We start from the raw sequence: 17579 nt of genomic DNA on the forward strand, positions 1-17579 counted from the left end.
ACGACCCGGTGCGCCGGCGGCTGCGCACGAACCGATGCTGCCGCTCCCACGCTCCCGGGTCAATACCGGACGGCGTTGCAGGAATGTGATGATTGACAAGCGCACCGTAATCGATTGCTCGCTCTGGATACCCGACCTCGGTGCTATTGCCGAACCGGCAGGATGATCACATGCGCGCCATCGTCGCCGGGTTCGCCGCGATCTGGTCGGTGACCCTGATCGGGTACCTGATCGGCCGTTTCGAGCTGCTCGGCCCGGATGGCACCGCCGTCCTGGCCCGGCTGGCCTTCTTCATCGCGACGCCGGCGCTGTTGTTCACCACCTTGGCGGGCACGTCCCCGACCGAGGTGTTCACCCCCGCGTTCCTCGCCTACCTGGCGAGCACCGTGGTGGTGGCGGCCGCCTACCTGGCGCTCGCCGGTTGGCTGTGGCAGCGGCCGGCCGGCGATGTCACCATCGGCGCGCTCGGCGCCTCCTATGTGAACGCAGCCAACCTCGGCATCCCGGTAGCGGCGTACGTGCTCGACGACGTTTCGGTCGTCGCGCCGGTGCTGCTGTTCCAGGTGCTCGTCGCGGCACCGGTGGCCTTCGCCGTCCTGGACTTCACCGCCGGCGACCGCCGCCCGTCCGTCCGTCGGCTGCTGTCCCTGCCGGCCCGCAACCCGATCATGATCGCCTCGGCGGCGGGCCTGGCACTGGCGATCAGCCGGTGGCAGCCACCCGCCGAGCTGCTGCGCCCCGCCGAACTGCTTGGTGCGGCCGCCGTACCGCTGGCTCTGCTGGCCCTCGGAATGTCCCTGCCCGGAAGCCGGCCGCTGGCGGCCGACCCGCAGGCCCGGGAACGCTACACCGCCGTCGCCCTCAAGGTGCTCGGCCAGCCGGCGGCGGCCTACCTGATCGCCCGACACGGTCTCGGCCTCAGCGGCACCGCGTTGCTCGCCGCAGTGGTCACCGCCGCGCTACCGACGGCGCAGAACGTCTTCATCTTCGCCACCCGGTACCAGCGCGGTCAACGCCTCGCCCGGGACTCGGTGGTGCTCTCCACGGTCGCCACCGCCGTCACCCTGATGCTGATCGCCGCCGTGCTCGGCTGACGTCCCCCAGTGGGCGCGAACCTGGCCGGCGTACCCCGACGACTGACGCTCACCGGCGGCGAGCGCCGCCGCGAACACGACAGCATCATCCGGGTCACCGGTGAGCGCCGCCCGTGCTGTCGCATCCGGCGTCAGGAACATGGGCGTGGCGGGACAACCCTCGGCGGGACGATCTCGCCAGGCCGCCGCCTCGGCCGCCGCCTCGGCCTCCGCCGGCCCGCCGTCGGCCAGAACCAGCACCGTCGCCGCGCCGGCCGCCAGGTCCGGGTTGCTCGTCGAACGGACTGCGCCGCTGATGTAGCGGCGGCCGTCCACCGCCACCGGCCCGGTCACCCCCGGCAGCGCGCAACTGGCCGCGACTGCCCGTGGCAGGGCGATGCCGGACGTCGAGTCCCACGCCACCAGCTGACCGCTGTCCGCGTCGACCGCGGTGACCAGCAGCCGGGGCGCGCTGGGCCAGCGGTGGTCCCGCAGCAGGTCCGCAACGGCACCCACGGCGGCGTCCGACGGGTCGGCGGCGAGTGCCAGCCGCCCAAGCTGCGCCCGGGCCTGCGACGACGTGGCACCGCCGGCACGCAGGCTCCGGCGGGTCTCGTCGACCAGTTCGTAGTCGGTCTGCCGGGCTGTCACCGGCCAGGTCCCGACCCGCCGTACGGTCCGCACGGCCGCGGCAGGACCAGCGTCGCCGTAGACCAGCGCCGCCACCAGGGCGCCGGTCGACGTCCCTACCACCAGGTCCGGCGTGCGCAGTCCGGCGCCAGCCCGATCGAGTCCGACGAGCATCCCCAACTGCCAGCCGGCCCAGCCGTCCCCGCCAGCGCCGAACACCACAGCTCGTCCCGTCACCGCCACCTCCGACGCGTCGACCTCGACGACGGGACCGCCGTCCGTCCAACCACTCCAGCCCTGCCGGCGGCACCGCCACCGAGCGCAACGCGCCGAAGCCGAACGCCCGGCTACCTATGGATGAACATCCGGACAACCAGCCAGGTCGGTCAGGCGCGGTGGGTGGTCGGACCGCAGTCCGACCACCCACCGCCCGCTCGGTCTCAAAAGGGCGGTGTCACCAGCTGAGGTACCAGGGCTGGGTCTGCACGTTCAGCTCCGGGAACCGGACCAGCTTGGCGCTCGCCGTCCGCCAGTCCTTGAGGTCCAGCACATCCAGGCCCTTCTGGATGTCACTGGAGTAGATGTAGCCGTTGTAGTAGTACGTCGACCATGGTCCGCCGGTGACCATCCGGGTGTCCGAGACCGGTCCCCGCTCCCAGTAGGCGATCTCCTGCGGCCTGGCCGAGTTGGTGAAGTCCCAGACCGAGATGCCGCCCTGGTACCAGGCCTGGACCATGATGTCGCGGCCCAGGACCGGGATCAGCGAACCGTTGTGGGCCACACAGTTCTCGGTCGACCCGTTGGTCCGGGGGATCTTGAAGTAGCTGCGGAAGACCAGCGTCCGCGCGTCACCCGTACCGGTGATGTCGTAGATGGCGTTGGCTCCCCGGTCCGGACCGATGGTCGGGTTGCAGGTCGCCGCCCCGCCGCCGCCGAGTTCGTCGGTGAAGACCACCTTGGTGCCCGAGTTGTTGAACGTCGCCGAGTGCCAGAAGGCGAAGTTGGTGGTGTCCCGGACCTGGTGGATGACCCGGGGCGCCTCCCGGTCGGAGATGTCCAGCAGCACGCCGTCGCCCATGCAGGCGCCCGCCGCGAGGTCCTTCTGCGGGTACGCGGTGATGTCGTGGCAGCCGGTGGTGGTGGAACTGCCGTTGCCACCCGGGTTGCCGCCGTCCGGGAAGATCGCCGGGGTGGCCACCACGGCCGCGTCGGTCGGCTTCTTCAACGGCACCTTGACGATCGAGATCAGGTCGTGCGGTGGCTGGCAGTCCGGGAAATTCGTCGACGGACTGTACGACGACACGTAGAGGTACACGAACGCACGGCTCTTCGCCGGCACCAGGGTGTGGGTGTGTGAGCCGCAGTTCGTCTCGACGGACTTGACGTACCGGGGGTTCTCCTTGTCCCGGATATCGAAGATCTTGATGCCCTCCCAGGACTCCTTCACCGACGCGGACTGGGAGGTGCTGGCGCAGGAGTCGTCACTGCGCGACGAGTCTGTGGACAGGAACAACAGGTCACCGTGGACCGACACGTCGTTCTGCCCACCCGGGCAGACCACCTGCGACACCAGTCGCGGCCGCCGCGGGTTGGCGATGTCGTAGATCACGAAACCGTTGTAGTTGCCGACGAAGGCGTACCTGCCCTGGAAGGCGAGGTCCGAGTTCAACGAGGACTCGGTGTCGAACGGCGCGGGCTTGGGCAGGCTGGCGATCTGGCGCAGGTTCCGACTGCTGTCGATCTCGTCGACGCCGAGTCCGGGGTCGTCGGTGCCCGCCGCCGACGCCTGGGCCAGGCACAACTCGACCGCCAGCGCGTCGGTGGCGTCGGCGCAGTCGACGTCGAACGGGGTCCCTGCATGACTCGGTGTCGCCAACGCGGTGCTGCCGAACAGGACGGCGATCGCCGCCACTGCCACCGTCCGGAGCTGCCGCGGCCCTCGTGGGGAACGTCTGATCATGTGCGGCACCCTTCGAAAGGGATTGATGATGCTGCGACGATACCGCCGAGTTCCCGACATCGATGTGACAGTAATCACATCGATACATGGAGTTAGCCGGATAGCATCGCGACCGTCCACCTCGGGAGGTCCGATGTCCCGACTGTCACTCGGCCGGCACCGGCGGCTACTGGCACTCGCCCTGATCCCGGCCGTGGTCGTCGTCGCGGTGGTCGTGCTACGGACCACCGCAACGACCTCGGCCACCACCAACGACGCAGCGACCGGGTCGGCGGGAACGTCCACCGGCACGGACGCACCGCCGGTGATCCTTCCCGGCCGGCCCGGCGAGCCGGCCGAGCTGCGCCCCGGTGCGGACGTGACCATCGATCCACCGCAGTACAACGCGCTGGACACCTGGTACGTCCAGATGATGATCCCGCACCACACCCAGGCCGTGCAGATGGCAGCGCTCGCCGCCGACCGCAGTGCCGACCCAGGGGTACGGGCGTTCGCCGACCGCATCCGGGCTGGGCAGGCCGCCGAGATCGCCGTACTCCGGCAATGGCTGCAGGACCGGCGGCTACCCGCCGGTGAACACGACCACGACACGATGCCCGGGATGCAGACCGAGCAGGCCGTCCGGGAACTGGCGGCCGCCCGGGGAGCCGAGTTCGACCGGCTCTTCGTGGCGATGATGACCGACCACCACCAAGGTGCCGTCGAAATGTCCGACCGGGTGCTCACCGGCGGCAGCGACGTGACCGTCGAGGAACTCGCCACCTCGATCGCGGCCGAACAGGCCGTCGAGATCAACCGGATGCGGGACCTGCTGGACAGCTGAACCGGCACCCACCGCATCGCGCGGGACCGGGTCACGCGGGACCGGCCGCTGTGCGGCGAGCTAGCGGCGGGCCAGCGCGTCCAACCCGTCCGACCGGCGAATGCCCTCATCGGCGGCCGCCACCTCCCCGACGTGGCGCAGCAGAGCCGTGCCGTGACGCAGGCCCGCCACCCCCACGCCGAGGCCGACCAGCTCCACGATCAACAACGGGACGCCGGCCAACGACGTCGGACCGGAGGTACGGATCAAGCCGGCGAGCAGGAACAGCCCACCCATCGCCGTACTGATCAGGTTGAACCGGACCAGCGAGGAGCGGACCGGACCGGACGGCTCGTCCCAGAGATCGACCAGACCCACCGCCACGGTCAGCGCCATGGCGGCCAGCCCGGCGACCAACGTCCAGTAGCCGACCTCACCGAACAGGTCGGGTGCCCCGGCCACCACCGAGATGTCGAACAGGGCCGCACAGACGAATAGTCCGAACGGCAGGGTCACCAGCATCGGCTGGATCGGCTGGCCGGGCACGCGGAATTGCGCCTGCATCGCCCTCACGCCCTTCCCACTGGTCGCACCGGTCACACCGCCGGTGCTACCCGAGTATCTCCCGCCGCGAACCCACCCGCCATTCACCGCTGCTGGCTGTCGGCCCGCAGCACCGACGCCACCAGCCGCTCGGCGACCTCCGGCAACGGCATCGCGGTCGCCTCGGCCGCCTCGCGCAGCACCGCGAGCGCTTCCCCGGCCGGGCACCGCCGCTGGGTCATCACGATGCCGATCGCCGGGCCGATCACGTCGCCGTACTCCGGACGGTCGGCGTCGGCCCCGCCCGCCGCCCCGCCGCGACGCCGGTCCCGCACCGCTGCGAGGAGCAGTCCGGCGTGCTCGGCGAGGAGCAGGGCGGTCAACTGCTCGCCGACGCCGAGCGCCCCGACCCGCTCCGCGTACAGGTTGATCGCACCGATCGCCTCGTCGTCGACGTCCACCGGCGCGCAGAGCACGGAACGGATCCCCCGGTCGACCGCCGCCCGGCTCCACTGCGGCCAGCGCGGCGAGTCGGCACCCGGATCGGCCAGCACGATCTCGCGGTCCCGGATCGCGGTCATCGCCGGTCCGTCGGAGGCGTACTGAAGCTCATCCAGATCCTTGACCAGTGGATCGGACGCCGCCACCGAAGCGGGCCGGCCGGCCCGGAGAAAACAGACGCTCGCATACGTCACCCCGGGCAGCGCGGATCGGGTGGTGCGGGCGAGATGCTCCACCGCCTGGTCGAAATCGGTGCACCGGATCATGCCGGCGGTCAGCTCCCGCAGCAGGGCGGCGGTCTCCAGTACGGCCAGCCTGCTGTCCGCCGGGTCGGCCTGGGTCAACGTGATCGAGCCCTGGCCGCGCTCAGCGGCGGCCGCTGCCACTGAGCCGGCGGCCAACGGAGGAGATCAGCCGGTCCAGTTCGGAGCCGAACGGGTTGTCGTGTACCAGGTAGGTCCAGGTCGCACTGGGCCGTACCAGCTGGGCCTCGTCAGGCTGCCAGTCCTCGTCGAACTCGGTCTGCTCGAACGTCGCGACGGTGCGGGCCTCGATCTCCGGGATCAGCTGGTTGAACGCGGGCACGGCAGCCCGGTGGAACTCGTCGAGTGGATCGAGCCGGCCGAGCGCCCGCAGATGCACACCCTCGCGCACCTCGGACAGTTCGGCGAGGTGTTCGGTCCAGAGCCGGTCCAGGTGGTAGAGGGCGATCGAACGGGCCGCCCGCGACAGCAGGTCCTCGTCCATCTCGGCGCACCGCTGCGGAAACCGGTCCATCAGCATCAGCGCGGCGACTTCGGTGGTCAGCAGCCGCTCCCGCCGCTCAGCGAGCGCCTTGCGCTGCTGTTCGATCACCACGCTGTAGCGCCAGGTGTTCCGGTGGATCTCGTAGTCGACACCCTCGGCGATCCGCTGGGCGTGTTCGATGGCGAAATCCACCTGCTCGTCCTGGACGATGCCGTCGGGCGTCATCCGGGGCGAGGGTGGGATCGCGTCCGGGGCGTGCCGGACGACCAGGTCGTCCTCCAGGCTGACGAAGAACACCGAACCACCCGGGTCGCCCTGGCGACCGGCCCGGCCGCGCAACTGGTTGTCCACCCGCCGGCTGTCGTGCCGACCGCTGCCGATCACGTACAGCCCGCCCAGCTCCGCGACCTGGTCCCGGTCGGACTGGTCGCTGCCGCCGAGGCGGATGTCCACGCCGCGCCCGGCCATCTGGGTGGACACCGTCACCGCACCCAGCGCGCCGGCCTCGGCGATGATCGCGGCTTCCTCGTCGTCGTTCTTGGCGTTGAGTACCACGCAGGGCACACCGGCCTCGCCCAGCGACGCAGCCAGGCTCTCCGACTCCTTGACGTCGAGGGTGCCGATCAGCACCGGACGCCCGGTGGCGTGGGCCGAGCTGATCTCGGCGACCAGCGCCTCGTCCTTCTCCGCGCGGGTGGCGTAGATCCGGTCCGACTCGTCGGTCCGTACGCACGGGGTGTGTGGCGGGATCACCGCCACCTCCAGCTTGAAGAACTCGCGGAGCTGGTCGCCGACGAGGACCGCCGTCGCGGTCATCCCGCACAGGGTGCGGTACGCCGCGACGAACGCCTGCACGGTGATGGTGCCGAGCACCTCACCCTCGGCCGTGGCGTTGAGACCCTCCTTGGCCTCGACCGCCGCCTGCAGCCCGTCCGGCCACCGGCGGCGCTGCGCCACCCGACCGCGCATCTCGTCCACCAGCTCCACGGCGCCGTCGCGGACGATGTAGTCGACGTCGCGGTGCAGCAACGCGTGGGCGTGCAGGGCGACGTGGATCGCGGACAGCTGCCCGACGTTGTCGTCGGCGTACAGGTCGACGCCGTCCAGCTTGGCCTCGACCGCGGCCAGCCCGGCGGAGGTGAACGCGACGCTGCGGCCGTCGTCGGCGACCTCGTAGTCCCGGCCGGCGCGCAGCCCGCGTACCAGCGCGGCGGCGGTGTGCACCGGGTCCTGTTCACCGACGACCGCCCCGGCCAGCACCATCGGCACCCGGGCCTCGTCGATGAGGATCGAGTCGGCCTCGTCGACGATCGCCGTGGACAGCGGCGGCTGGACCCGGTCGGCGATGTCGGTGACCAGCTGGTCACGCAGGAAGTCGAAGCCGGCCTCGCTCACCGAGACGTAGGTGACGTCCCGCTGGTACGCGGTGCGCCGCTGCTCGGGGCTGCTGGCCTCGGTGACCCAGCCGACGGTCAGCCCGAGCAACTGGTAGACCGGCGCCATCCACTCGGCGTCGCGGCGGGCGAGGTAGTCGTTGACCGTCAGCACGTGCACCGGGCCGTTGCCCCGCCGCACGTGCCCGTAGGCGGCGATCGTGGCGGTCAGGGTCTTGCCCTCACCGGTGGCCATCTCCGCGACCTTGCCGGCCAGCAGGGACATCGCGCCGAGCAGTTGCTCGTCGAACGGCCGCTCGCCGATGGCCCGCCGGGCAGCCTCCCGGCCGACTGCGCAGAGGTCGACGAACTCGCTGGCCCGGCCGGCCTCGGCGGTCAACTCGGCGTCGTCGAGCGCCCGCAGGTCGTCCTCCCGGCCGGCGATGTCGGGGAGCAGTTTCGCCAACGGAGCGAGGTCGACCGTGCTGCCCGGCCGCTGGAGGAAACGCCGGAACCGACTCTTCAGACGCTGCGACACACCCATGACCGTCAACGCTACGCGACGCGTCCGGCTCGCGGTGCCCCACCCGCCCCAGGACGCTCAGCCGTGGCGGCCGAACCCCGATCGGACGACGCATACCGCCCGCCGGGTGGGGTAGCCAGCAGCTGATCGAGTGTCGTCACGGGGGTGGATCATGGGGTACGCGCGAACGGCCGTCGCTCCCACGGTTGCGGACTGGACCGCCCGTCGCACCGGGTCGGCGGGCCGGTGGACGCCCTGGGAACTGGCCATGGCCAAGGCCAGGTCCGGCCGACGGGTGAGCGTCGTACTGCCGGCCCGCAACGAGGAGGCCACCGTCGGCGCCATCGTCGAGTCGATCGTCGGGAACCTGGTGGACCGGGTGCCGCTGGTCGACGACGTGTTGGTGGTCGACTCCCGGTCCGACGACAGTACGGCGGCCGTGGCCGCGGCCGCCGGCGCCCGAGTCGTCGGCCAGGACGAGATGACCCGGGGCCTGCCGCGGCTGGAGGGCAAGGGCGACGCGCTCTGGGCCGGGCTGGCCGCCGCCGACGGGGATCTGATCGCCTTCGTCGACGCCGACCTGCGGGAGTTTCAGCCTGCCTTCGTGACCGGGCTGCTCGGCCCGCTGCTCACCGACGAGTCGGTCAGCTTCGTCAAGGGTTTCTACCACCGGCCGCTGGTCCGGTCGAGCGACGTCGAGGCGGATGCCGGTGGCCGGGTCACGGAGATCATGGCCCGGCCGCTGTTCAATCTCTTCTGGCCGGACCTGTCGGGATTCGTCCAGCCGTTGGCCGGCGAATACGCCGGCCGACGCGACGTGCTGGAGCAGATCCCGTTCGTCTCCGGCTACGGGGTGGAGACCGCGATGCTGATCGACCTGCTCGACGTCTGTGGGCTGGACTCCCTGGCCCAGGTCGACCTCGGCGAGCGGCGGCACCGGCACCAGAGCACCGAGGCGTTGGGACGGATGTCCGCCCAGATCCTGTTGACCGCCTGGTCGCGGCTCTACCGCAAGGGCTGGGTGATCTCGGAACGTCCGCCCGGCGGTCTACTCACCCAGTTCCGCCGCGGCGAGGCCGAGGCACTGAGCAATCTGGAACGCGAGGTCGTCGTCAGCGACGTGTCGGTCCAGGAACGGCCCCCGCTGGGCCAGCACCGGCGGGCGCTGGCAACCGCGGCTGCCGGCTGACGCCGAGCCCGGCCGGACCGCCGACCGGCTATTTGCTTCCCGCGCTCGGCTTGGTGGCGTGGAACACGATCAGACCGACCACCAACCCGACCAGTGCGATGGCACCGGAGTTCGATGTGTCGTCCCCGGCTCCGGAGAGGCCGAAGGCGAACGTTCCCGCGCCTGCGACGATCGCTGCGACCAGGCGGTTTCCACGTTGCTTCACGGTCGGCACGCTATCGGCGCCGGTGACGCCGCCGGCACCGGCCGGCACGGGTTCCCCCGATCGAGGTGACCAGCGGGACGCGGCTCAGGCCACGGCGAACAGCGGTGCCAGGCCGGCCACGGTCAGGCTGCGTCGCACGTAGGGCTGCGGCCGGACGAACCGTAGCCGTACCGCCGCGCGGCGGGCGGCCTCGTGGCTGGCCAGCAACGCGGCGATGCCGGCGGCGTCGACAAAGCCGACGCCGTCCAGGTCGACCAGGACCTCGGCGTCGCTGCCGGCGGCCCGCACCGCGTCGACCAGTCCGGCGCGGACCCGTTCGGCTGCCTCCCGGTCGAGTTCGCCGGTCAGGCCGATCTCGGTTCGGCCGTCAACGCGGTGCACGGAGATGGTGAGCGCGGCGTCGGTCGGCTCCGGCTGGGCGATCCCGGACTCCCACCGGGGCGGGGCGTCGGTCAGCATCGCCTGGCGCAGCCAGGTCAAGGTCCGGGACAGCAGCCGGGAGACATGCATCTGGGAGATGCCGAACTCGGCGGCGATGTCCGACTGGGTGTAGTTGCCGTAGAAGCGCATGGCGAGGATCCGGCGTTCCCGAGCCGGCAGCCGGTAGAGCAGCCCGCTGACCGTGAGCCGGTCGTCGACGGACTCCAGGTCGGCGTCGAGGGCGCCGAACATGTCGCCCAGCTCGGCGGGTCCGTCGTCGCCGACCGGCCCGTTCAGCGACGCGGGCGTGTAGCCGGCGGCGGATTCCAGGGCCGCGAGGATGTCCTCTTCGGAGGTGTCCAGCCGCTCGGCGAGTTCGGCGACGGTCGGCGACCGGGACAGCTCGCTGGTCAGCACCGCGGTCGCCTGGCTCACCTCGATGGTGAGGTCCTGCAGCCGGCGGGGCACGTGCACACCCCAGGTCCGGTCCCGGAAGTGGCGTTTGATCTCTCCGGTGATGGTCACCGCCGCGTAGGCGGTGAACGAGCCGCGGTCCGGGTCGTAGCGGTCCACGGCCTTGACCAGCCCGAGCCGGGCGACCTGCTCAAGATCCTCCAGCGGCTCGCCGCGGCCGCGGTAGCGTCGGGCCAGCCGACCGGCGAACGGCAGGGCCAGTTGGACGAGCTCCTCCCGCAGGTCCCGGCGCCGGCTCTCAGCCTGGTCGGCGAACCGGGCCGCGTAGGACAGAGCTGCTCCGTCGAGGTCCTCCAGCGCGTGTTCCGAACGAGTTACCGTACGCCTTTGTCCGGACATTTCGCCCCTCCCCGGTGATCCGGCCCTGAGCTCCGCATTCCGGCACATTGATCGGGTCGCGAGTCCGGTGCGGCACCGGACTCGACGCCCTCACTAAGCCGGACCCTACTGGCAGTGACGACGCCAGCCGATCCGAATGCCATGAAAATTCCACGCCGAGGACGGCGTCCGACGCACCGGCCGTGCGTTCAACTGGTGACCGGATCGGAATACCGCAGCACGGCGCCGACCCCGCCATCCAGATCAGCGTCACCGGGCCCGACCAGCACCAGATCGGCGTCGGTGGCCGCCAGTGCGCGCAGCAGCGCCGCGTCGGCGCGGACCTCGCAGGGCTCGTCCACCGCCATGACGGCCAGGTCGGCCGGATCCAGGGCGATCTGGGTCGGCTCCGGACCGATCCAGACCCGCTGGGTCGAGGAGGGGTCATCGACCAGCAGCAGCGTGTCGACCTGAGCCCGCTGCAGCGCGTCGACCACGGCGGGCAGACCATCGCCCCGGCCCTGTTGCGCGCCGTAGCGGTCCAGTGCCCGGTCGGTGTGCTCGGCGGCCACCGCGGCGATGGCCTGGATGGTGGCCTCGGTCAACGGCTCGGGATCGGCACCCACCGCGCGCGACCCGGCATCGGTCTGCACCGTACGCGACTGCCAGCGTCTCGGTAGTTGGCCGACCAGAAGTTGGCGTGCGTCCGGGTCGCCGGCGACCACCAGCGCCTCGGCCCCGATCTGGTCGGCCAGCGCTGCCGTCGCCGCGGCGCTGGCACCGGCGTTGCGCCGCCACGACACCTCGGCCGCCCGCTGGAACCGGGCCTGGGACCAGGCCCCTGGTTTCACCTTGCGGATCGGGTGGGCGGCCGGGCCGTCGACGCCGGCCTGCCGGGGCAGCCCGCCGGCGCTGACCGCGTCGATTTCGGCCCCGGTGCGACTAACCAGTACCCGCAGCCAACTGATCTCCTCGCCCCGCTGAGCGACCAGCGGCATCGCGTGCGGCAGCGGGCCGACCGTGGCGAGGTCACGCTGGGGCGGTGCCGGCAGATAGTTGTGCAGCACCACCTCGCCGCTGGCGGCGCTGAGCGCGAGACCGTACTCACCGGTGCGGGGCACATGCCGGGTCACCGCCGCGCCGAGCGCCGCGACCGACGCCGGATCGGCGCCCTGCTGGTCCAACTGATCACGCAGCGCCCGCCAGCGCAGTTCGAGCGCGTCCACCGCGTCCTCGGTGTCGTGTGAGGCGTCCAGGTATACCGACGCCCACGGTCCGGGCCGGGCGTAGAGCGGCCGCAGGAAGGACAGATCCATGACGTACCCCCCTCTCTCCACCGGCATACCCGGACAGCTCGACTAATCACCTCAAATCAACCACCACCTCCCCCATGAACCCATTCATTCACGGCATTCACTCGACTATCTCGATACAATGCGTGAACAAACACAAACATTGGGTGGTGATGGATGGATCCCGAACTGTTCCCTGAGCGAGCCGTCCACCGGCCCGGGCCGATCATCACCGGACACGTGGTCCGTCTGGTCGGCGGCTACTCCCGGCCGATCAAAATCGGTCAGCCCGTCCTGATCGGAGTACTCGCGGCGGCCGGGGTGATCCGAGCACTCGGGGCGGCGCTCGCCTCGGTCCGCCTGGCCGGAAGCGGCTCCACCGCCGCTCGCCGCAAGTGGAAGGAACTGCGCAACGGGCCGGAGTTCCTGGTGACCCCCCTGCACATCCGGGACACCACCGGGGTGCTGTGCGAGATGGAGATCCACGGACATGTGCCGCAGAGCGCCCTTGACCCGGCCGACCACGTGCAGGTGACGGTACGCCGACAGAAGGACCCCGAGCTGCCACCCAGGGTGGAACGCATCGTCAACCTCACCACCGGCCAGTTCCTCACCCCACGGACCCCGACCGTCTGGTCGCACCTCGGTCCGGCGCTGCTGTTCCAGGCGGTCCTCGGGCTCCTCTTCCTGGTCGCACTCGCCGGGCTGGTCGTCATACTGGCCTGACCGTTTGTGGCCACCACCCGGAGATCCACTCCGGTTCCGTCCTCCGCCTGACGGAGGAACCCCGGCACCGGGGTACTTCGTGAGACGGAGACAACTGCCCCCCGACGGGGTGAGGGTGACGGGCGTCGGGTGAGGGATCATGGGACGATGACGCGCCAAGGGTGCCGACGGGCCCGGTCGTGACCGACTTACTGATCTCCGTGGCCTTCGCTGTCGCCTCCGCCGGCGCGTACGCCCTCGGCGCCGTGGTCCAGGAACGGCTCGCCGTCCGGCTCGGGGCCCAGACCCCCTGGCGGGCGATCGTCCGGGCGCTGCTCCGGGCCCGGCGCTGGTGGCTGTCGGTGGCGCTGAACGCTGCCGGCGCGCTGCTGCACGTTGCGGCGCTCGCGTACGGCCCGCTGTCGGTGGTACAGCCGCTCGGTGTCCTGACCCTCGTGCTGGCCCTGCCGATCGGCGCCGCGTTCACCGCCCGGCGGGTCGCCGCCCGGCAGTGGGTCGGGGCTGCGGCGACCGTGCTCGGTCTGCTCCTGCTACTCACCCTGACAGTGCCGGGCAGCGGCGACGGGATGACCGCAGCGGACGGCACCGTCCTGATCGTGGCCAGCGCCGTCGTGCTCACCGCGATGATCGCCGGCACTGCGGCGCTGCGGCGCCCGGTGCCCCGCAGCCTGCTCTACGCCACCGGCGCCGGCGTCGCGTTCGCCGTCGCATCCGCGCTGACCCACGCGGTGACCCGCGAGTACGCCGAGCACTCAGTGGCCGCCCTGATCGGCCCGACCGTGCCGGCCATCGCCGCGATGGCCATCGCCGGGGTGCTGCTGTCACAGCTCGCCTACCGCGGCGGCGGCCTTGGCGCGCCGCTGGCCACGGTCACCCTGGCCAACCCGGTCGCGTCAGCGGTGATCGGGGTGGCGCTGTTCGGGGAACGCTTCGCTGACGGGCCGCTCGCTATGGTGCTGCTGGTGAGCGCCTGCGGCACCGCCGGTGTCGGGATCCTGCTGCTGGCACCGCCGACCGCAGCGACCGACACCGCCGACCCGATGGACCCGGTCTCCGACCGGCCGCGTCCGCTGGCGCTCTGCCGCCGCTGACCGCCGGCCGGCCGGGCATCAGGGGCACCGGCGACCCGAGGTCGAGTGTCTTCGGTCACCTCCGGTACCTACAGGATGCGAATCCGGTCGGGATGTCGTTTCCTTGAGTACGGCGGCACCACGCACCGCAGCGTGGCAGCCCACCCGCCACCGGCCGTCGGCCACCTCTTCTCAACCGCGCCACGGCCATCGGCCACCGCTCGACCTCGTCGCGCAGCACCAGATCACCGCCGCAACACCCTCTCACCGCCTGTCCTGCCGTCACCGGCGCCGGCGCACCCGCACCTGTTCGAATGAATGGAGAAGATCGCGATGCCCCTGCGGGTCGGCGACCAGTTCGCCAACGCACTGGTCACTCAGGACGGCCTGTGCCGTCCGGTCCCGACGTCCCGACCGCACCCCCCGCTGCCGGCCGGCGGTGACGCCGCCGACGGACGCCGACGGATCCTGATGCTGTCCTGGGAGTACCCGCCGGTGCTGGTGGGCGGACTGGGCCGGCACGTGCACGCCCTCTCCGTCGCCCTGGCCAACGCCGGCCACGAGGTCACCGTCGTCACCCGCCACGCCACCGGCGCCCCCCTCGAGGAATACGCCGACGGCGTCCGCATCATCCGCGCCGCCGAGGACCCACCCCTGTTCCCCCTGGCCACCCCCAGCCTCCTCGCCTGGACCATGGCCTTCAACCACACCCTCACCCGCGCCGCACTCCGCGCCACCCAGACCGCCGAATACGACGTCATCCACGCCCACGACTGGCTCGTCACCCACACCGCCGTCACCCTCAAGGAACACCTCGACATCCCCCTCGTCGCCACCATCCACGCCACCGAGGCCGGCCGCCACCAGGGCTGGCTCCCCGACGAGATGAACAAGTCCATCCACTCCATCGAACACTGGCTCGGCCACGAGTCGTGCCGGGTGATCACCTGCTCGGCGTACATGCGCGACGAGGTGCTGAGCCTGTTCGGGGTGCGCCCGGACCGGGTCGACGTGGTCGCCAACGGAGTGGACGCCCGCCGCTGGCAGGTGCCGACGGACGCGGTCACCGCCGCCCGGGCACGGTTCGCCGGCGACGGGCCGCTGGTGTCGTTCGTCGGCCGGCTGGTCTACGAAAAGGGCGTCCAGCACCTGATCGCCGCGCTGCCCCGGCTGCGCCGTCAGCACCCCAACCTGCGGCTGGTGATCGCTGGCGACGGACCGTACCGCTCCGAACTGGAGGCCGACATCGACCGGCTCGGGCTATGCGACGCCGTCACGCTGCCCGGCTTCCTCGGCGGCACCGACCTGCCGGCCCTGATGGCGGCGTCGGACTGCTTCGCGGTGCCCAGCGTCTACGAGCCATTCGGCATGGTGGCGTTGGAGGGCGCTGCAGCCGGCGCGCCGCTGGCTGTGTCGGCCACCGGCGGGCTCGCCGAGATCGTCGAACCCCGGGTCACCGGAATGACCTTCCAGCCGAAGGACCCGGACGGACTGGCCGACGCCGTCGGCGCCCTGCTGGCCGACACGACGCTGGCCCGGCAGGTTGCCCGGCGGGCCCGCCGGATGGTCCACGACCAGTACGGCTGGGCTGCGATCGCGCACCGCACCGCGGTGACCTACTCCGCCGCGATCGTCCAGTCCTCGGCGTTCGCCACCGAACGGGCAGCCGCCCGAATGGCGCAGGGACAGGCCACTATCGTCATCCCGGACGGAAACCTCCTCGCCGGCGCGGGGAGCAGATGACCGCTACCCGGGAGGCTGCCCTGACCGAGACGATCGGCGACATCGACCTGCACCTGTTCGCCGAAGGACGCCACGAACAACTGTGGCGGATGCTCGGCGCCCACCCGCAGCCCGGCGGATGCCGGTTCGCGGTGTGGGCGCCGAACGCCCGCCGGGTCCGGGTGATCGGCGACGGTCCCGGCTGGGGCCCGTACGACGGCCAGGAGTTGGACCGGCTCGAATCCGGTGGCGTGTGGGCCGGTTTCGTGCCGGGCGTCGTCGCCGGACAGCGCTACAAGTACCGCGTCCAGGGGTGCGACGGCTCCTGGGCGGACCGGGCCGACCCGATGGCGCAGGCCACCGAGGTGCCGCCCCGGACGGCCTCGGTGGTGTACCAGTCCGGGTACGTCTGGCAGGACGCGGACTGGTTGCGCAACCGGCGGGGTGACCACCACGCCCGGCCGATGTCCGTCTACGAGGTGCACCTCGGCTCGTGGCGCCCCGGGCTCAGCTACCGGGAACTGGCCGACCAACTGGTCTCCTACGTGTCGGACCTGGGCTTCACCCACGTCGAGTTGATGCCGGTGATGGAGCATCCGTTCGGCGGCTCCTGGGGGTACCAGGTGACCGGCTACTACGCGCCGACCTCCCGGTTCGGCACCCCGGATGACTTCCGGCATCTGGTCGACCGGCTGCACGGCGCGGGTATCGGAGTCCTGCTGGACTGGGTGCCGGCGCACTTCCCCCGCGATGCCTGGGCCCTGGCCCGGTTCGACGGCACCGCGCTGTACGAACATCCGGATCCGCGCCGTGGCGAGCACCCTGACTGGGGCAGCCTGATCTTCGACTATGGCCGGCGGGAGGTACGCAACTTCCTCGTCGCCAACGCCCTGTACTGGCTGGAGGAGTTCCACGTTGACGGGCTGCGGGTCGACGCGGTCGCCTCGATGCTGTACCTGGACTATTCGCGGGGGCCGGGCCAGTGGCTGCCCAACGACTCCGGCGGCAACGCCCACACCGAGGCGATCGAGTTGCTCAAGGAGCTCAACGCGACCGCGTACCGGCTCAATCCGGGCGTCGTGATGATCGCGGAGGAGTCCACCGCCTGGCCGGGGGTCACCAGACCCACCGACTGGGGCGGGCTCGGCTTCGGGCTCAAGTGGAACATGGGCTGGATGCACGACACGCTGAGCTACCTCGCCCGCGATCCGGTGCACCGCAGCCACCACCACGACGAGATGACCTGGCCGGCGGCGTACGCACACACCGAGCAGTTCCTGCTGCCGATCAGTCACGACGAGGTGGTGCATGGCAAGGGCTCACTGACCGCGAAGCTGCCCGGCGACCGGTGGCAGCGGCTGGCCGGGCTACGCGGGCTGCTTGCCTACATGTGGGCGTTCCCCGGCAAGCAACTGCTGTTCATGGGCAGTGAACTGGCCGACGAGCAGGAGTGGAGCGAGCAGCGCGGGCTCGACTGGTCACTGGCCGCAGACCCGGCGGCCGGCGGGGTTCTCAATCTGCTCCGGGACCTGAACGCGGTCTACCGGCAGTGCCCGGCGTTGTGGGAGCTGGACGTGACACCGGGCGGATTCGGGTGGATCGACCACACCGACCGGCAGGCCAACGTCGTCTCGTTCCTCCGGCGCGCCCGCGACGGTAGCGTCCTGGCCTGCGTGGTCAATTTCTCCGGGGTGCCCCGGCACGGATACCGGATCGGACTGCCGCAGCCCGGCCGCTGGCAGGAGACGATCAACACCGATGCCGAGTGGTATGGCGGATCGAACGTCGGCAACCTCGGGGCCGTCGTGGCTGACGGTGCGCCACTGCACGGTCAGCCGGTGTCCGCTGGGCTGCAGGTCGGGCCGTTCGCCATGGTCTGGCTGCGCCCGGACCCGGTGGCGCGGACCGACGGCGGTGGCGGCCGACCAGCGACCGAGACGGCCGAGACGCGCGCCGGCTGACAGTCCGACGCCGTCGGCGGGGGCGCCTGCGAGCGCAGGCGCCCCCGCCG

Annotated in this window: 14 protein-coding genes and 1 pseudogene; 7 read left to right on the plus strand and 8 right to left on the minus strand. The window is 71.3% G+C overall.

Going from position 1 to position 17579, the window contains the following annotated elements:
• Positions 1–170: 170 nt before the first annotated feature.
• Positions 171–1094 (plus strand): AEC family transporter, encoded by a 924-nt coding sequence (locus tag O7543_RS05915; RefSeq protein WP_281554777.1) that lies wholly within the window; start codon positions 171–173, stop codon positions 1092–1094.
• 276 nt (positions 1095–1370) lie between these two features.
• On the opposite strand, the pseudogene O7543_RS05920 reads toward O7543_RS05915, so the two are convergent.
• Both O7543_RS05920 and O7543_RS05925 read right to left on the minus strand, forming a co-directional pair.
• Positions 1371–1946: pseudogene (locus O7543_RS05920) on the minus strand (patatin-like phospholipase family protein); the annotation flags it as partial.
• 211 nt (positions 1947–2157) lie between these two features.
• Entirely contained in the window at positions 2158–3663 is a 1506-nt protein-coding gene (locus tag O7543_RS05925) for a hypothetical protein (protein ID WP_281554776.1), read from the minus strand.
• Positions 3664–3796: 133 nt separating this feature from the next.
• Between O7543_RS05925 and O7543_RS05930 the strand changes: the two genes are divergently transcribed.
• Positions 3797–4486 carry a DUF305 domain-containing protein gene (locus tag O7543_RS05930; protein ID WP_281554775.1) on the plus strand — a complete coding sequence of 230 codons (690 nt, stop codon included), beginning with the start codon at positions 3797–3799 and terminating at the stop codon, positions 4484–4486.
• Positions 4487–4546: 60 nt separating this feature from the next.
• Here the strand turns inward: O7543_RS05930 and O7543_RS05935 are convergent, their stop codons facing one another.
• The 3 genes from O7543_RS05935 to secA2 all read right to left on the minus strand — a co-directional run bounded on the left by O7543_RS05935 (position 4547) and on the right by secA2 (position 8173).
• Entirely contained in the window at positions 4547–5029 is a 483-nt protein-coding gene (locus O7543_RS05935; RefSeq protein WP_281554774.1) for a DUF2231 domain-containing protein, read from the minus strand.
• 83 nt (positions 5030–5112) lie between these two features.
• Positions 5113–5775: a GAF and ANTAR domain-containing protein gene (locus tag O7543_RS05940; RefSeq protein WP_281555576.1), complete on the minus strand. Its 663-nt coding sequence runs from the start codon at positions 5773–5775 to the stop codon at positions 5113–5115.
• A gap of 100 nt (positions 5776–5875) precedes the next feature.
• Positions 5876–8173: an accessory Sec system translocase SecA2 gene (secA2, locus tag O7543_RS05945; protein ID WP_281554773.1), complete on the minus strand. Its 2298-nt coding sequence runs from the start codon at positions 8171–8173 to the stop codon at positions 5876–5878.
• A gap of 151 nt (positions 8174–8324) precedes the next feature.
• Between secA2 and O7543_RS05950 the strand changes: the two genes are divergently transcribed.
• Positions 8325–9341: a glucosyl-3-phosphoglycerate synthase gene (locus O7543_RS05950; RefSeq protein ID WP_281554772.1), complete on the plus strand. Its 1017-nt coding sequence runs from the start codon at positions 8325–8327 to the stop codon at positions 9339–9341.
• 28 nt (positions 9342–9369) lie between these two features.
• On the opposite strand, the gene O7543_RS05955 is transcribed toward O7543_RS05950, so the two are convergent.
• From O7543_RS05955 to O7543_RS05965, 3 genes are all read right to left on the minus strand, one after another.
• Positions 9370–9594, minus strand: coding sequence for a hypothetical protein (locus O7543_RS05955; protein ID WP_281554771.1), 225 nt, complete (start codon positions 9592–9594; stop codon positions 9370–9372).
• Positions 9595–9630: 36 nt separating this feature from the next.
• Entirely contained in the window at positions 9631–10779 is a 1149-nt protein-coding gene (locus tag O7543_RS05960) for a SigB/SigF/SigG family RNA polymerase sigma factor (RefSeq protein ID WP_281554770.1), read from the minus strand.
• Between the two features lie 188 nt (positions 10780–10967).
• Entirely contained in the window at positions 10968–12074 is a 1107-nt protein-coding gene (locus tag O7543_RS05965) for a Vms1/Ankzf1 family peptidyl-tRNA hydrolase (protein ID WP_281554769.1), read from the minus strand.
• A 153-nt stretch (positions 12075–12227) separates the two neighbouring features.
• Here O7543_RS05965 and O7543_RS05970 point away from each other — a divergent pair, with 153 nt between their 5' ends.
• The 4 genes from O7543_RS05970 to glgB all read left to right on the plus strand — a co-directional run bounded on the left by O7543_RS05970 (position 12228) and on the right by glgB (position 17529).
• Positions 12228–12776, plus strand: a complete 549-nt coding sequence (locus tag O7543_RS05970) for a hypothetical protein (RefSeq protein WP_281554768.1) — start codon at positions 12228–12230, stop codon at positions 12774–12776.
• 179 nt (positions 12777–12955) lie between these two features.
• Entirely contained in the window at positions 12956–13867 is a 912-nt protein-coding gene (locus O7543_RS05975; protein ID WP_281554767.1) for a DMT family transporter, read from the plus strand.
• A gap of 312 nt (positions 13868–14179) precedes the next feature.
• Complete coding sequence (locus O7543_RS05980) at positions 14180–15589, plus strand: glycosyltransferase family 4 protein (protein WP_281554766.1); 1410 nt, start codon at positions 14180–14182, stop codon at positions 15587–15589.
• Positions 15586–17529 carry a 1,4-alpha-glucan branching protein GlgB gene (gene glgB / locus O7543_RS05985; RefSeq protein ID WP_281554765.1) on the plus strand — a complete coding sequence of 648 codons (1944 nt, stop codon included), beginning with the start codon at positions 15586–15588 and terminating at the stop codon, positions 17527–17529. The genes O7543_RS05980 and glgB overlap by 4 nt, the downstream gene beginning before the upstream one ends.
• The last annotated feature ends 50 nt before the right edge of the window (positions 17530–17579 follow it).

This window comes from Solwaraspora sp. WMMA2080 (genome assembly GCF_027497395.1).
Lineage (GTDB): Bacteria > Actinomycetota > Actinomycetes > Mycobacteriales > Micromonosporaceae > Micromonospora_E.

Coding starts and splice junctions, on each gene's coding strand:
- O7543_RS05915 (WP_281554777.1), top strand. CDS start 171: ATGCGCGCCATCGTCGCCGGGTTCGCCGCGATCTGGTCGGTGACCCTG.
- O7543_RS05925 (WP_281554776.1), bottom strand. CDS start 3,663: ATGATCAGACGTTCCCCACGAGGGCCGCGGCAGCTCCGGACGGTGGCA.
- O7543_RS05930 (WP_281554775.1), top strand. CDS start 3,797: ATGTCCCGACTGTCACTCGGCCGGCACCGGCGGCTACTGGCACTCGCC.
- O7543_RS05935 (WP_281554774.1), bottom strand. CDS start 5,029: ATGCAGGCGCAATTCCGCGTGCCCGGCCAGCCGATCCAGCCGATGCTG.
- O7543_RS05940 (WP_281555576.1), bottom strand. CDS start 5,775: ATGATCCGGTGCACCGATTTCGACCAGGCGGTGGAGCATCTCGCCCGC.
- secA2 (WP_281554773.1), bottom strand. CDS start 8,173: ATGGGTGTGTCGCAGCGTCTGAAGAGTCGGTTCCGGCGTTTCCTCCAG.
- O7543_RS05950 (WP_281554772.1), top strand. CDS start 8,325: ATGGGGTACGCGCGAACGGCCGTCGCTCCCACGGTTGCGGACTGGACC.
- O7543_RS05960 (WP_281554770.1), bottom strand. CDS start 10,779: ATGTCCGGACAAAGGCGTACGGTAACTCGTTCGGAACACGCGCTGGAG.
- O7543_RS05965 (WP_281554769.1), bottom strand. CDS start 12,074: ATGGATCTGTCCTTCCTGCGGCCGCTCTACGCCCGGCCCGGACCGTGG.
- O7543_RS05970 (WP_281554768.1), top strand. CDS start 12,228: ATGGATCCCGAACTGTTCCCTGAGCGAGCCGTCCACCGGCCCGGGCCG.
- O7543_RS05980 (WP_281554766.1), top strand. CDS start 14,180: ATGCCCCTGCGGGTCGGCGACCAGTTCGCCAACGCACTGGTCACTCAG.
- glgB (WP_281554765.1), top strand. CDS start 15,586: ATGACCGCTACCCGGGAGGCTGCCCTGACCGAGACGATCGGCGACATC.